We start from the raw sequence: 12,448 nt of genomic DNA on the forward strand, positions 1-12,448 counted from the left end.
GCCGTTTTCTGCAACGGAATTAAAAGTTGTGGAAAAAAAAGCCACTCATTGAGTGGCCCAAAGGGAAGTTCGGTTAATAGCTAGTAAAAAATCAAGCCTGGGCGGACACACCACACCTGATGTTCGCTTGAATGCGGGCGATTATCTGCAAACAGACCCTTACTGTGAAATCAACTCTGACTATGCGGGTGATAGCCATTGGCGATGAGACGCGTCCGAATGAAGCGTACTAGTTTTTTTGGGGCGGTTAGTGCGCTGGAATGGTGCGGACTGCATGAAGGGTTTAACCAACTGCTTGATAAGTCAGCGTTTATGTCGATGGCACGGGCTTTGCGAAGACCTTTGGTGTCCGTGGTGACAAGGAGTACGGCATGACTCGCACTTTTTATGATGAAATGTATGACGCTGGCGGCCTAGTGCGCCCGCATTATCGGGAGTTCGCCCGCTGGTTAGGTGAAACCCCGCCCGAGTTATTAGCGCAGCGCAGGCGTGAGGCCGATCTTCTGTTTCATCGTGCGGGTATCACATTCACTCTGTATGGCGATGATCAAGGCACTGAGCGGCTGATTCCTTTCGATACCATTCCACGCAGCATCCCAGCCAGCGAATGGCGCTTCGTCGAGCGCGGCTGTATTCAGCGGGTCAAGGCGTTGAATATGTTTCTCGCCGATCTCTACCACGATCAGCGAATTATCAAGGCCGGGATTATTCCCGCAGAACAGGTGCTGGCCAACGAGCAATACCAATTAGCGATGCAAGGCCTGAATCTGCACCGTGATATTTACTCGCACGTGTCAGGCGTCGATCTGGTGCGTGATGGCGATGGCACCTATTACGTGCTCGAAGACAATTTGCGTACGCCAAGCGGTGTGAGCTACATGCTCGAAGATCGCAAGATGATGATGCGCCTGTTTCCAGAGTTGTTTGCAGCGCAACGTATCGCGCCCATCGATCACTACCCGAACATGCTGCTCGACACCCTGAAAAGCTCCAGCCCTATTGATAATCCGAGCGTGGTGGTTTTGACGCCTGGCCGCTTTAACAGCGCCTTTTTCGAACACGCCTTTTTGGCGCGGGAGATGGGGGTTGAGTTGGTGGAGGGTGCTGACCTGTTCGTGCGCGATGATCGCGTGTTCATGCGCACCACCGATGGCCCTAAAGCGGTCGATGTAATTTACCGTCGCCTGGACGATGCCTTTCTCGACCCGTTGGCGTTTAACCCAGATTCGATGCTTGGCGTGCCAGGCCTTTTGTCGGCCTATCGCTCGGGTAACGTGGTGCTAGCTAACGCTATCGGCACAGGGGTTGCGGACGATAAGTCAATTTACCCCTATGTCACGGACATGATTCGTTTCTACTTAGACGAAGAACCTCTCCTGCAAAACGTTCCCACTTGGCAATGCCGCAAACCCGAAGAGTTGTCTCACGTTCTGGCTCATCTGCCAGAACTTGTGGTCAAGGAAACCCAGGGGTCAGGCGGTTACGGGATGTTGGTTGGTCCGGCGGCTACGGCGGCAGAGATCGAGTCGTTTCGGGCGCGGCTCAAGGCCAAGCCGCACGCATATATCGCACAGCCCACTTTATGCTTGTCGACTTGCCCGACATTTGTCGAAAACGGCATCGCCCCGCGCCACATCGACTTACGCCCGTTTGTTCTTTCCGGCCGTGAAACCCGGGTCGTTCCTGGTGGCCTTACTCGAGTGGCGCTGCGTGAAGGCTCACTCGTCGTAAACTCGTCTCAGGGCGGTGGAACCAAGGACACTTGGGTGGTTGAGGATTAAGGAAGCCTGCCAATGCTAAGTAGAACTGCCTCGGATTTATATTGGATGTCGCGATACCTGGAGCGAGCGGAAAATCTTGCCCGGATGCTCGACGTCAGTTATTCGCTGTCGCTAATGCCGCAGGACGGGCAAGACGATGGTTTGCATGAAATTGCCATGCCGCTGCTAATTACCGGAACGCTTGACGATTACGTGGAGCGCCGCGGTGAGTTGCACGCTGAACGTTTGTTGCACTTCTTTGCCCTTGATGCAACCAACCCGGCCAGCATCTATAGCTGCTTGGGCGCGGCGCGGGCCAGTGCCCATGCGGTACGTGGCCGAATCACGGCGGACATGTGGGAAAACATTAATGCTACTTGGCTGGAGATTCGCGGTATCGCTGATCAGGGCTTGAGCCGTTACGGCATTAGCCGGTTTTGCGAATGGGTCAAGGAGCGCTCCCATCTGTTTCGGGGTGCGACGTATGGCACCATCATGCGCCATGACGCATTCCGCTTTATTCGGCTAGGGACGTTCATCGAGCGCGCCGACAATACCTTGCGCCTGTTGGACGCCCGCTACGAGATGCTTGAATTACGCGGGCACGATACTGAAGAAGTGGCAGACACCACGGCCCATGGTTACTACCAATGGAGCGCGTTGTTGCGGGCGCTGTCGTCGTTTGAAGCCTATACCGAACTGTATCGGGATGCGCCGGGTGCGCGCCAAGTGGCCGAACTATTGCTGTTGCGTGCGGATATCCCTCGTTCGCTACGCGCTTGCATGGAGGAGATTGACGAGACGCTGGCCAGCTTGTCTGGGACCAACGGTCGTCCGGCCCAACGCTTGGCAGCTCAGTTGGAGGCGCGTCTGCGTTACACCGGCATTGATGAGATTCTCGGTGAGGGTTTGCATAAATGGTTGAACGAATTTATTCCGCTGGTAGCCCAATTGGGTAACGCTATCCACACTTCGTACCTGGAGGCTGCATGAGGCTCTCAATTAGCCACGAAACTACGTATCACTATGAAGACCAGGTCCGTGCCAGTATCCAATACCTGCGGCTAACGCCACACGACAGCGAACGCCAGCATGTACTCAGCTGGCAACTGACACTGCCACGCCCGGTGCGCGCGCAGGTAGATCCTTTCGGCAACATCCTCCATGTGCTGACGCTTGATGAGCCACACGAGGCAATTATTATCGGCGCCCGTGGTCAGGTTGAAATCGACGAGAAAACTGAATCCGAACACGAAAGTCAATCGGCGCTGCCGTTCTTGCGTTTTACCCGCCTGACCGAACCCGATGAAGCCATACGTGTCTTTGCCGCCATGCAATGCCAACAGCGTAAAGACCGCACAGCGCTGATCGATTTGATGCATGGCTTGAACCACTACATGACATACACGCCCGGTTCGACTGAAGTCGATACCAGTGCCGCGGAGGCATTCGCCGGCAAAGCAGGTGTGTGTCAGGACCATACCCATGCATTTCTCGCCGGTGTTCGCAGCCTGGGCATCCCAGCGCGGTATGTGTCGGGCTACTTGTATAGCGAAGACAGCGAACACCTCGCCAGTCATGCCTGGGCAGAAGCCTGGATTGATGACGCCTGGTACAGTTTTGACGTTACCAATCAGCTGTCGCGACCTGAGCGTCACTTGAAGTTGGCTGTGGGTTTGGACTATCTGGATGCCTGCCCGGTACGGGGCATGCGCCGCGGCGGGGGTTGCGAGCAAATGCACGCCAAAGTATCAGTTTCGCCGATCCGCGCTACCCAGACGCAACAGCAAAGTTGACGAAGCGGGGCGCCGTAGCGGCGCTCCTGTAGTCAATTGGCTTTACAATGAATAACCCAAAAAAGATATGAAGACCTCTGAGCCGGACTAAAGCATCGTCTTGGCACAGCGGCGCATTAGCCGAACAGACGGGTCATGTTCGGCAAGATCAAAACTAAGGTAGTGACGACGACGATAATCCCTGCTTGACGAATTTTTGAATACTTAAACATAGCTGATGCCTTTTGTTGTTATTCCTGAGCGACAAAAGCTCACCGATTATTGAGCACTTTATTAATCGGATAGCTGGCAGAGGGGGTGCAGAACAGGTGTCCCGGAAAGTCCGGCCACTCAAACGCGTGTTATCTTTTTTTTGCGTTCACCTGTTATAAAGGTAACCTTAGAGCCCACGGTCCACTTGACTTAGATTCATTTGGTTTGAATTAGTTTAGTTTTATCCAAAAAAGTAATGAGGCGGATTGCCATCTTTCTTTTCGGCCCTTGCTAGACACGTTTATCATTTTTTCAGCCTACTAGATAGTTGACTACCGTTCGTCCGGGTAAACAATTAATGATTTTAAGCGCGCTTAGGTCGTCGACTCACTGAACACCCTTTTTAGGGGCCATTACACAAATAGCATCGGGGCTTGCCTTGAAGTGGTTATCCGAGGCAGGCTCTACGGCGCGCTATTGCCTTAATCGTTTGGGTATTTTATGTCGTTACGCATCTGCATTTTGGAAACTGATGTCCTGCGGCCGGAGCTGGTCGATCAATTTCAGGGTTATGGGCAAATGTTCGAACGGTTGTTTTCACAGCAGCCAGTTCCTGCAGCGTTCAGCACCTACAACGTCATGCAGGGTGTTTATCCTGCCGATGACGAACAGTTCGATGCGTACCTGGTGACGGGTAGCAAGGCTGATTCATTTGGCAGTGAGCCCTGGATTCAGACGCTGAAAATCTATCTGAGGCGGCGCTTCGAGCGCGGTGATAAGTTACTGGGTATCTGTTTTGGCCATCAATTATTAGCGTTGCTGCTGGGCGGTAAAAGTGAACGCGCAATCCAGGGCTGGGGCGTTGGCACTCATCGCTACGCGCTGGCTCCTGCCACACCGTGGATGACCCCTATTATTGATGACCTGACATTGTTGATCAGTCATCAGGATCAGGTAACTGCACTCCCGGACAATGCTACGGTGATAGCCTCAAGTGAGTTTTGCCCGTTTGCCGCCTACCACATCAATCATCAGGTGCTGTGTTTTCAAGGCCACCCTGAATTTATCCATGATTATTCCCGTGCCTTACTGGACATCCGCCAGCAAGCGCTTGGCGAAGTTCTTTACAGCGACGCAATTGCCAGCTTGGAATTTGAGCATCAGGGCACAACAGTGGCTGAATGGATGATGCGCTTTGTGGCGCATAAAGTTGAGGTCGAAGACGTCTGAAGCGTTTTAGTCATAATGGAAGGTGCGCCGGCGTAAAAATAACGTTGCAGGGATCGTCGAAGGCTGCGACGAATGCCTGGCACCCGGCAGACCAATGCAAGTGTTAATGCAGGCGATCCAGGTATTTCTGTCTGAATCAGTTGGGGGATTATAAGACACTGCACAGGCGGAACTGCTCCACAGGAGTTGCGGCTGTTTAGGTCCTACTGCGCTGAGTTATAACCACCCCGACCGTTTGAAGCTGGCGTATAACCCGACGCACCCTGCCACGATGAACCCGAGCACCGCGAAGTAGCCGTAGTGCCAGCTCAACTCGGGCATGTTCTGAAAATTCATTCCGTAGATCCCGGCAATTGCCGTCGGGAATGCCAAAATGGCTGCCCATGCTGCAAACTTGCGTTGCACGATGCTTTGTCGGGAGGATTCCAGCAAAAGACCAATTTCAATGGTTTGGCTAGCGATGTCTCGCAGGTTGGCCAGATCTTCCATCTGGCGCGTGACATGAATTTCAACATCGCGAAAGTACGGGCGCATATTTTTGTCGATAAACGGAAAGGCCAGTTTCTGAAGTTCTTCACCGATCTCCACCATTGGCGCTACGTAGCGCCTTAATCGCAAGACATCACGCCGCAGGCTATGAATGCTGAGAATATCGGCTTCGTTAAGCACACCACCCACTACGCCATTTTCAAGTACGTCCAGTTCAGCATGGATCGCCTCGGTCACTGGCTGATAGCACTCAGTGACAAAATCCAGCAGCGCATATAACACGAAGTCCTCGCCGTGCTCCAAAAGCAATGGCCTTGCTTCACAGCGCTGACGAACCAGTCCATAGGATTTGGAGTGACCGTTGCGCGACGTGATGACATAACCTTTACCGGCAAAGATATGAGTTTCGATAAATTCAAGTTTGCCGTTCTCGCGGATCGGCGAGTAGGTCACGATAAAGAGCGCGTCACCAAAAGTTTCCAACTTGGGGCGGCTATGTTTTTCGAGGGCGTCTTCGATTGCCAGTTCGTGTAAATGAAACTGACGTTGCAACTTACTCAGTTCCTCAACGTTAGGTTGTTCCAGGCCAATCCAAACAAAATGCCCCGGCTTTGCGGCCCATTCGGCGCCCTCGTCAAGGGAGATATTGGCAACCTTTTTTCCGGCGCTGTAAACCGCAGCAGCAACGACTCGGCCCATGGTGGTATCACTTCTTATTTATAAGTGGCGGTGTATGGACCCTTAGCTTCAGGTGGCCCTCCTGATCAGAGTCAGTAAAGGTTTGCGAGTTCAAGTGCGTTGAAAGCCTGGCGCACGCCAGGCTTTTTCAATCAGGGAGCTATCCGACCACTGAGTGTTGCTGGTCCAGCTTGATGGACTCGTCCAGAGCGTCCAGCAAGGCTTTGCGCACTTTTAATTTGGTTTGCTTGTGAGCGATCATGTTGATCTTCTTTAACTGCGATGCAGCGGCTCGTGCGGTACGTTGCAGATCTTCGGCGCTGACCACTTTATCGAGGAAGCCCGCATCCACTGCACTTTTCGGGTCGAACATTTCGCCATTGATTACTGAGCGATGAAGCGCGGATTTACTCAGACGGTCCCGCGCCAATTCAATGCCGGCATGGTGCATGGTCATGCCAATTTGTACTTCATTCAAACCAATGTTAAAGGGGCCGTCGACCCCGATGCGGTAGTCCACCGACAACAGCAGAAACGCGCCTTTGGCTATAGCGTGGCCGGGACAAGCAATGATCACCGGGAACGGGTGCGCCAGCAGTCGTCGTGCCAAACTCGAACCAGCCGTGACCAAATTGATTGCGTTTACCGGGCCGGTCATCATGATCTTTAGGTCATACCCCCCCGAGAGAATGCCAGGTTGGCCGGTAATGATGACCACGGCGCGGTCTTGCTCGGCTTGATCCAGTGCCGCGTTAAAGGCGGTGATCACCTCCGGGGATATTGCATTGACCTTGCCGTTACTCAGGGTCAGGGTGGCGATGCCGTCTTCCAGGCTGTACGAAATCAACTCACTCATGATGCCAATCCTTGTGTTGAAGACGGCTGACGTTACCCACCCGCAGCGCCCAGGTAAAGCGCTATGACTGACTGGTGAGTCAGGGTTGAAGTCGATGTCGTTAAATGCAGACGACAGCCCTGATGACTCATTCCTGAATATCGTTCAACTCACAATATTCCGCCCAGTCCATTCCCAGCGTTTGGGCGACTTGGGTATGCGCTTCAAGACGCATGGCTTTCAACTGCTCAGGGTTTTCTGCGACCAACTGCAATGCCAGCTCCCAAGGTTCGATGCCTTGATCTTCGGCTTCGTCTTCGAACGCCCATTGAGTTTGCTGCTTTTGTTCCTCAGGGCTGAGGTCTTTTATCTCTTCCTGCAGGCCTGGGTTGGTGGTGATGTATTTCGCCAGTGCGGCTTCATTGAAGTCTAATGCGTCCATTTGTTTATCCCTTATGCACATTAACGTCGAGCCAAACGGCAACCGGGCGTAGATTACACCTCAAAGGGCACGGCCGAAATGCGAATGAAGGAAAGGGTGCGCGCATTTTTTGCTATCGAAAGTATTAATCCTATTTGGATATTTAAGCGGGATTCACGTCCCCATAAACTGGAAGCCAGAGTGGAAGACATGTGATGACAAATGAAAAATATGTCGCACTGTTTTCAGGCTTGGCAGTCATTTGGCTTACAACGGCGTGGGTAGTAACTGATATGGCTCGCGCCGTTTGAACCAGTGCAGGAGTTTACCCTGGAAGGTTGAAAACCCTGGTGCCTTCTTCGAAGCCCCAGGGTTTTTGCTATGGAGTTACGAAATATTTTAGCGATGAAGAGTGTGCGCCGTGCGGTTTGATCTGCGGGTTCTTGAGGCCCTTTGTTGTCGCTCATCGGTTCCAACAATTCTGCATAAATTCAATGAAAACTCGCAGTTTGCGCGGTACGTGAATTCGGCTGGGGTAGTAGAGATAAAAGGCAGAGACGCTGGGCCACCAAGGTCCGAGCAAGGGCACTAGCTTGCCGCTGTCGATGTCCGGTTGAACCTGCGCTTCGAATGCGCAGCCAATTCCTGCACCGGCGCGTATGGCTTGCATCAGTGTGTCAACGTCATTGGTAATTAGGGGCCCACGGGGTTGGAATGCTACGGCCTGACCTTTGTGATTGTAGTCCCAGCGGTATATTGCGCCGGTTAAACGGATGTTGAGGCAGCGGTGCTGGTCAAGGTCTTCAGGTTTGCGTGGATGTTCACGGCCAAGTAAGTAGCTGGGGGCTGCGACAGTGGCAATGCGATGAGGGCCGCCTAGGGGGACAGCGACAACATCCTGGGCAAGGTTCTCGCCCACGCGTATACCCGCATCGAAGCCGCCTGCGACGACGTCCAATAGGGCGTTATCGCAATGGATCTCCACGGTGATGTCCGGGTAGGTATCGATAAACGCCAGCAAATGAGGCATTAGCAAAATGTCGGCAGCGGTGCGCGAGAGATTGAGGCGCAGCAGCCCAGTGGGTTTGTCCCGCAACTCGTTGACATCTTCTATGGCTGAGGCCAATGCAGCTAGACCCGGTTGTGCTTGGTGAAGAAATCGCTGACCTATTTCGGTAACTCCGACCCGCCGCGTCGAGCGTTCCAACAGCCGAACGCCAAGGCGCGCTTCAAAGTTACGTAAGGTTTGAGAAAGGGCAGATGGTGATACCCCCATCTGCGCGGCCGCCTTAGTAAAACTCCCGTGTCTTGCTACTTGGGCAAATGCGGCGATACCCGGCAATAGCTCCGCAGGCAGGACGCCATTGTGAAGCAGTGCTTCATACTGCATGCCGTTGGCTCCGCTTATTCAATGATATGACCCAGCCTAACATGGCTGTTCAATTTCACAGGAGCAGTCCTTATGAGTCATTTATCTGGAAAAGTCGCTATTGTCACAGGCTCCTCGAAGGGTATAGGTGCGGCTATCGCTGAGCGCTTGGCCGCTGATGGCGCCAAAGTTGTCGTCAATTACTCACGCAGCGCCGAAGACGCGGATAAAGTTGTGCAACGCATCGTCTCGACAGGTGGCGAAGCCTTTGCGTGCAGGGCTGACATTTCCAATCCGTCGGATATTGCGCCGTTGATTGAGGCCGCAGTCGGGGCGTTCGGGCGCCTGGATATTCTGATCAATAATGCGGGTGTGTATAAGCAGGACTCGCTTGAGGCGTTGAGTGCCGAAAGTTTCGATGAGCACTTCAACCTGAACGTACGCGGATTGCTGCTTACAACCCAAGCAGCCGCACGGGTAATGAAGGCCGGTTCGGTTATCGTCAATATCAGCTCGGGTCTGGCTCATAGCCCGTACCCAAGCGTACATGTGTATTGCGCCACCAAAGGCGCGGTAAACACATTGACCCGCTCTCTCGCTATGGAGTTGGGCCCCCGAGGCATACGCGTGGTTGGCATCGCGCCGGGGTTTGTGCACACGGAGGGTAATGCGGAATCGGCCAAAGGCATGGATGAATTCTTTACCGCCAAGACCCCCATGGGGCGTGTGGGTAAACCCAAGGATATTGCGGCATCGGTGGCTTATGTGGTGTCTGAGGATGCCGCCTGGGTGACGGGCAATACCATCGATGTAGCGGGAGGGATGATTTTCTAGCATCAAGCAGCCTTCGGCCTATTAACGGCGTCATCGACTCTAGCTAAGGTCGATTAGGTAATGTCTCTAGTGTGCGGTTTTCAAAATAGCCCGCGCTCAATTGGCCTTAATAAAGTCCACAAATGCTCTAAGGGGAGAGGGCACGTAGCGGCGCCCTGGGTAATACAAAAATGGTCCGGTAAAGTTCTGCCACCAGGGCTCAAGTACTGGTTCCAGTACCCCAACGTCCAAGTAAGGCCGCAGCCAGTCCTCGAATAAGTAAACGATGCCCAAGCCGTCAATCGCAGCCTGTACCGCCAAGTCCACGGCACCTCCCACCCTGACAATCAACGGACCCGTGGGGTCGACGCGGAGAGTTTCGCCGTCACGTTCGTATTCCCAGGGTGGCATCGAGCCGCTGGGAAACTTGCCTCGCAGGCAGGCGTGATCGAGCAGGTCGCGAGGATGTTGGGGCCGACCTCTGGCATTCAGATAGGCCGGCGATGCGGCAGTTGCGAAACGTTGAAAGCGTGGGCCGATAGGAACGGCGATCATGTCCTGTTCAAGTCGCTCATCGTAGCGAATGCCCGCGTCACAACCCGCCGCGAGCATGTCAACGAAGCTCTCTTCGACGATCACCTCCAAGCGGATATCGGGGTAGGCGTGCAGGAACGGCGTGATAATTCCTGGAAGTACCAGTCGTGCGGCGCTGACGGGGACGTTCAGCTTCAGGGTGCCCGACGGCCGTTCGCGAAACTCGTTGACCACATCAAGCGCCGATTCGACCTCGCCCAGTGCGGGGACGATGCGTTCCATCAATCGTGCGCCAGCCTCCGTTGGTGCCACGCTGCGGGTGGTGCGATTGAGCAAGCGCACGCCGAGCCGAGCTTCCATGCGTCGGACCCCGTCGCTGAGACTTGAGGCCGATTTCCCACTCGCACGGGCGCCCTCGCGAAATCCGCCGGCGTTCACCACGGCCACAAACGCCAGCAAGTCTTGAATATCTGTCGCCATTGTTCGCTACTCCGTACAGCCCGTGCCGATTGCACCTGATTATCAGTAGAGTGGTCAATGACTATAGTGGATCTACATACATTGGATGGGGCACACAAAATGAGCGACATCAGCACAGCAGGCACCTATTTACTCGGCGACCGGACAGTTAATCGGATGGGCTACGGTGCAATGCAGTTGGCGGGTCCGCAAGTATTCGGTCCGCCTAAAGACCCGAAAGCGGCAGTCGCCGTACTACGCGAAGCCTTGGCAGCCGGGGTAAACCACTTTGATACGGCCGACTTCTACGGACCGCATGTCACCAACCAGATCATCCGCGAAGCCTTGCACCCCTACGCTCAGGACTTGGTGATCGTGACCAAGGTCGGCGCCCAGCGTGGAGCTGACGCCTCATGGAACCCGGCACAAACCCCAGCCGAATTGACCCGCGCCGTGCATGACAACCTGAGCAACTTGGGTCTAGACGTACTGGAAGTGGTGAACTTTCGGGCGTGGGGCGATATTCACTCGCCCTCCGAAGAGTCCATCGAAGAACAGTTCACCGCCCTGGCCGAATTGCAACGCCAAGGCCTCATTCGCCATCTGGGACTGAGCAACGTCACGGCAACGCAGGTCAAGCAAGCGCAGGGCATTGCCGACATCGTTTGCGTCCAGAACCACTACAACCTGTCCCACCGGCATGACGAACAACTCATCGCCGAGTTGGGCGCGCAGGGCATCGCCTATGTGCCGTTCTTCCCCATGGGTGGGTTTACACCGCTGCAATCGGACGTTCTTTCGAGCGTTGCTGTGAAGTTGGGTGCTTCACCGCTGTGTGTGGCGCTGGCCTGGTTGCTGCAGCGAGCGCCAAATATTTTGCTGATTCCGGGGACGTCGTCCGTGGCGCATTTGCGGGAGAATTTGTCTGCGAGTGAGTTGATGATTGGGGCGCAATTGTTGGGTGAGCTGGAGGGGGTGGTTTAGGGGTTGATACATCGTGGCCAGCGTTGCGGCTCGGCGGCAAAGGTCGCGTTTAACTTGGCTCGCTATCGCAGTCCTTGAAGCCTTTGCGGGCAAGCCTTGCTCCTGCCATCCTGAGTCGTAATAGTTTGCTTTCAACCCAAGCAGGCGGCTATCTCTTTGGGATTCCATGCGCTGCGGTTTTTGGGTCAGATGCTTCACTGCAGGCGTAGCCAGTCCTCATACGCAAACGCGTTGAGCAATTGCTGCCTCTCACACGGGAGCTTGGATTCAGCTATCAGGCATCACATTTCAATAAGGCATCCCATTCGCTCGTTGACGTCTCAAAGCCTGCGCATACCATTCAAACTCATCCAGAAATCTGTTCATTTGTTTAGTTGTGCGTTTTTCCTTGGGCTGTCCGTCATCAGCCAAGGCATCGCCGATGTTAGGTATGGAAAACAGGCTGGGTATGCTCGGCATGCCCAATTCTCCCAAGATCATGCGCAGTTGCATGGCGGCTCGCACGCCGCCAAACCTTCCTGCGGAATAACAAGTGATTGCGGAAGGGCGCCACATGTACTCTTCGAGAAAGTGGTCAAGCAGATTTTTCAGCGCTGGCGGGACGCCGTGATTGTATTCCGCGCTCACCAACAGAAAACCATCGGCACGGCGGTAAAGAGTGGCAAGTTGCTCCAGCTCGGCCGGTGCCGAGCCTTTGGGGTATTCCTTATACATGCGGTCCAGCAGAGGCAGGCGAGTCACCATAGGGTCTACGAGAACCGCCTCGTGCCCACGCTTTTCAAGCGCTGCCAAGAGCAAGCGAGCGGCTTTGATGCCTTGACGATCGGAACGCACGGAGCCCAGTAATACAGCGATGGTCAGGGGCGAGGTGTCGGTCATTGTATGGGT

General features: G+C 54.3%; 12 protein-coding genes. 6 read left to right on the plus strand and 6 right to left on the minus strand.

What is annotated here, in order from left to right; all coding sequences use genetic code 11:
* Nucleotides 1-371 precede the first annotated feature (371 nt).
* The 4 genes from RGW60_RS04500 (at nucleotide 372) to RGW60_RS04515 (ending at nucleotide 4,978) form a co-directional block, all read left to right on the plus strand.
* Complete coding sequence (locus tag RGW60_RS04500) at nucleotides 372-1,781, plus strand: circularly permuted type 2 ATP-grasp protein (RefSeq protein WP_322202535.1); 1,410 nt, start codon at nucleotides 372-374, stop codon at nucleotides 1,779-1,781.
* Nucleotides 1,782-1,793: 12 nt separating this feature from the next.
* On the plus strand, nucleotides 1,794-2,753 hold the full coding sequence (locus tag RGW60_RS04505) for an alpha-E domain-containing protein (protein ID WP_322202537.1): 960 nt from the start codon (nucleotides 1,794-1,796) through the stop codon (nucleotides 2,751-2,753).
* Nucleotides 2,750-3,556, plus strand: coding sequence for a transglutaminase family protein (locus RGW60_RS04510; RefSeq protein ID WP_322202539.1), 807 nt, complete (start codon nucleotides 2,750-2,752; stop codon nucleotides 3,554-3,556). The genes RGW60_RS04505 and RGW60_RS04510 overlap by 4 nt, the downstream gene beginning before the upstream one ends.
* Before the next feature lie 693 nt (nucleotides 3,557-4,249).
* Nucleotides 4,250-4,978, plus strand: a complete 729-nt coding sequence (locus RGW60_RS04515; protein WP_322202541.1) for an amidotransferase — start codon at nucleotides 4,250-4,252, stop codon at nucleotides 4,976-4,978.
* 216 nt (nucleotides 4,979-5,194) lie between these two features.
* Here the strand turns inward: RGW60_RS04515 and RGW60_RS04520 are convergent, their stop codons facing one another.
* The 4 genes from RGW60_RS04520 to RGW60_RS04535 all read right to left on the minus strand — a co-directional run bounded on the left by RGW60_RS04520 (nucleotide 5,195) and on the right by RGW60_RS04535 (nucleotide 8,791).
* Nucleotides 5,195-6,166 (minus strand): magnesium and cobalt transport protein CorA, encoded by a 972-nt coding sequence (locus RGW60_RS04520; protein ID WP_322202543.1) that lies wholly within the window; start codon nucleotides 6,164-6,166, stop codon nucleotides 5,195-5,197.
* Between the two features lie 139 nt (nucleotides 6,167-6,305).
* Nucleotides 6,306-7,001 (minus strand): crotonase/enoyl-CoA hydratase family protein, encoded by a 696-nt coding sequence (locus RGW60_RS04525; RefSeq protein WP_322202544.1) that lies wholly within the window; start codon nucleotides 6,999-7,001, stop codon nucleotides 6,306-6,308.
* Between the two features lie 127 nt (nucleotides 7,002-7,128).
* Nucleotides 7,129-7,422: a DUF6388 family protein gene (locus RGW60_RS04530; protein WP_322202546.1), complete on the minus strand. Its 294-nt coding sequence runs from the start codon at nucleotides 7,420-7,422 to the stop codon at nucleotides 7,129-7,131.
* Between the two features lie 442 nt (nucleotides 7,423-7,864).
* The gene (locus RGW60_RS04535) at nucleotides 7,865-8,791 is read right to left on the minus strand and encodes a LysR family transcriptional regulator (RefSeq protein ID WP_322202548.1); all 927 of its coding nucleotides are present in this window, start codon (nucleotides 8,789-8,791) and stop codon (nucleotides 7,865-7,867) included.
* A 72-nt stretch (nucleotides 8,792-8,863) separates the two neighbouring features.
* On the opposite strand from RGW60_RS04535, the gene RGW60_RS04540 reads away from it, so the two are divergent.
* Nucleotides 8,864-9,604, plus strand: coding sequence for a glucose 1-dehydrogenase (locus RGW60_RS04540; protein WP_322202550.1), 741 nt, complete (start codon nucleotides 8,864-8,866; stop codon nucleotides 9,602-9,604).
* A gap of 96 nt (nucleotides 9,605-9,700) precedes the next feature.
* Here the strand turns inward: RGW60_RS04540 and RGW60_RS04545 are convergent, their stop codons facing one another.
* A complete protein-coding gene (locus RGW60_RS04545; RefSeq protein WP_322202552.1) occupies nucleotides 9,701-10,597 on the minus strand; it encodes a LysR family transcriptional regulator in 897 nt (298 codons plus the stop codon).
* Between the two features lie 99 nt (nucleotides 10,598-10,696).
* Between RGW60_RS04545 and RGW60_RS04550 the strand changes: the two genes are divergently transcribed.
* On the plus strand, nucleotides 10,697-11,560 hold the full coding sequence (locus tag RGW60_RS04550; RefSeq protein ID WP_322202554.1) for an aldo/keto reductase family oxidoreductase: 864 nt from the start codon (nucleotides 10,697-10,699) through the stop codon (nucleotides 11,558-11,560).
* 288 nt (nucleotides 11,561-11,848) lie between these two features.
* Here RGW60_RS04550 and RGW60_RS04555 read toward each other — a convergent pair whose 3' ends face one another.
* Nucleotides 11,849-12,439: an NAD(P)H-dependent oxidoreductase gene (locus RGW60_RS04555; protein WP_322202557.1), complete on the minus strand. Its 591-nt coding sequence runs from the start codon at nucleotides 12,437-12,439 to the stop codon at nucleotides 11,849-11,851.
* Between the last annotated feature and the right edge of the window lie 9 nt (nucleotides 12,440-12,448).

Origin of the sequence: Pseudomonas sp. AB6 (genome assembly GCF_034314105.1) — a bacterium.
Lineage (GTDB): Bacteria > Pseudomonadota > Gammaproteobacteria > Pseudomonadales > Pseudomonadaceae > Aquipseudomonas.